This window comes from Haloterrigena salina JCM 13891 (assembly GCF_000337495.1).
Lineage (GTDB): Archaea > Halobacteriota > Halobacteria > Halobacteriales > Natrialbaceae > Haloterrigena > Haloterrigena salina.
This window is the reverse complement of sequence record NZ_AOIS01000007.1, coordinates 1-2,235: the sequence shown is the minus strand read 5'-3', so window position 1 is coordinate 2,235 and position 2,235 is coordinate 1. Positions and strand designations below refer to the sequence as shown.

Genomic DNA, 2,235 nt, shown 5'->3' with positions numbered 1-2,235 from the left:
GTCACGCCGTCGGCGCGGTCGTCCTCGTCGTCCAGCAACTCGATCGATCTGGCAGGCCTGTAGGTCGACGCCGCACTCGCGAGCATGTTCACGGACCGGGTACTGAGAGCTGCACGTCGGTTGTCGAACCGCACCGGACGGATACGGACTAACAGTTATCGTCGACAGATCTACTGTACCCTCAGATAGTTGAGTAAACTATTGTAAGATACGTTATACCAACTAGCAACGAGTGAGCAGAGAATTATTTATTGTCTCAGGTTGATAGATGACAATCGGTAATTGTTTATTTTTGTTCTGGACGACGCATAGAGGCGTAATCTTGGTGTACTACTGTACACGGATCGAGAGAGGAAGAAGCATCGAGATAACCCATTGTACTTGTTGTAACTCTCTTCGCGGTGTGATTAGAATCACTCCGTTCCAGCAAACGTAGCGTAGACGCTTTGTAACCCGGGTTTCAGTCGTCCATTTCGCCTCTGGTAATCAAGACCCCACACCATATATTTACGCAAACTTATTGTAAATTTCCATATTTTCATACCATATACGATATCGGGGCCAGCGCCCTCCGAATATCCGAGCGCGGTTACGATCGGAAATAGCTAGTACATCATTGAATATATTTCTGGAAATACGCGCTCTGAGAAATGCGAAATGTCGAATGTGAACGAGCGTCCTCACTTATTCTGGCAGCTATTCTTGCAGTGCTTTAGATATGACAAAACAGAACGCGAGGAGGCACGGCTACCGTGTGTCTGGGCCGCGCTGGCGCTCAGTTGGTCACGATGGTACTGTGGATAGTGGGGGGGCATAAATGGGAGAGACGAGCAAACGGAAGGCGCTCGCTCGTCGCGGGAAAGTCAGTGGCGGATCGGTCGCAGTGATCGTTCCGACGTTCAACGAACGGGAGAACATCAAAACCACCCTCGATCGCTGCTTACGCGTGTTGGAGACGACCGAATACGCGTACGAGCTCATCGTCGTGGATGACGACTCGCCCGATCGGACCTGGGAGTTCGTGGAAACAGCGTACGCCGATGATGATCGCGTCCGAGTCCTCAGGCGGACGGAGAATAGAGGGCTAGCACTGTCGATTGTCGCAGGGCTTCGCGCCGCCTCGACGGCGTACTGCGCCGTGATTGACGCTGATTTACAACACCCGCCTGAAAAAATACCGGACCTGCTTGCGGCACTCGACGCCGGCGCCGATATTTCGATCGGCAGTCGACATATTGAGGACGGTGAAATCGAGAACTGGTCTCGGTTTCGCATAACCGTAAGTAAGGGTGCAACGGCGCTGACAAAGCGGTTTTTGCCGACAGCCCGGAGAATCTCCGATCCGATGTCGGGGATGTTTGCCGTTCGCCGTTCGGTTATCGGTAATGTTGATCTACAGCCACAAGGCTATAAAATATTATTGGAGATAATATCCAAGGGCGACGTCGAGGAAGTAACTGAAGTCCCGTACACGTTCCGCGAGCGAACTGCGGGCGAATCGAAGCTATCTGCCGATCAGTACCAAGAATTCGTCGAACACTTGTTAGAGCTGTCAGTCGGTGAATATGCGAACAGAATCAGCGAAAATCCGCGCCGAGTGGTTCGCATGCTCGAGTTCTTCGCCGTCGGCGCGGTCGGTGTACTCGTCAATATCATCGTATTCCTGTTTCTGATGAGGAGCGGAGCCCACTACTTGGTGAGCGGCAGTTTCGCTTTTCTCGCAGCAGTGCAGTGGAATTTCGTCGGTAACTGGGCGATCACGTTCGATCGGCCATCGGATGCGCTAACGAAGCGCTACGTCGCGTTCCATGCCGTTTGTCTGGTCGGGCTCATCGTCTACGAAATCGTCCTCTCGCTGCTGCTGTTCGTGCCGGCGCTACCCGTTCTGCTCGCTAACGTCGGAGCGATCGGCGCCTCGTCGGTGTGGAACTTCGTCGGTGCGGATACGACGGCGTTCGCCGAGAACATCGAAAACGTCGAGATCAGGATCGGGCCGGTAAGCTACACGCAGGGGGCTACCGATTTCGAGGGGGGAAGCGACTGATGAACCTGTTTCCATCGCTGGGAACGGCGACCGGAGAGCTAGCGGTCGGCGTCGGGCTAACGATCGTACTGACGAGCGTTACCCTGGCCGCTATCCGATTGAAGTCGGCGAAGGTTCACGGGCGGTGTAACCTCATCGTAGTCGGAGCCCTACTCTTCATCGCTCTGTTCGCCGTTGTCGGTCGGCGATAC

Annotated in this window: 2 protein-coding genes; both read left to right on the top strand. The window is 54.2% G+C overall.

The genetic code is table 11. The features are described from left to right. Nucleotides 1-817: 817 nt before the first annotated feature. Nucleotides 818-2,044 (top strand): glycosyltransferase, encoded by a 1,227-nt coding sequence (locus C477_RS22730; RefSeq protein ID WP_083870225.1) that lies wholly within the window; start codon nucleotides 818-820, stop codon nucleotides 2,042-2,044. Next, nucleotides 2,044-2,235 (top strand): hypothetical protein (locus tag C477_RS24350; RefSeq protein WP_008892593.1); only part of this gene is annotated, 192 nt, incomplete at its 3' end. The genes C477_RS22730 and C477_RS24350, both read left to right, overlap by 1 nt.

Bases quoted from the DNA above. Each gene is read 5' to 3' on its own strand.
- C477_RS22730 (WP_083870225.1), top strand. From the start codon at position 818: ATGGGAGAGACGAGCAAACGGAAGGCGCTCGCTCGTCGCGGGAAAGTC.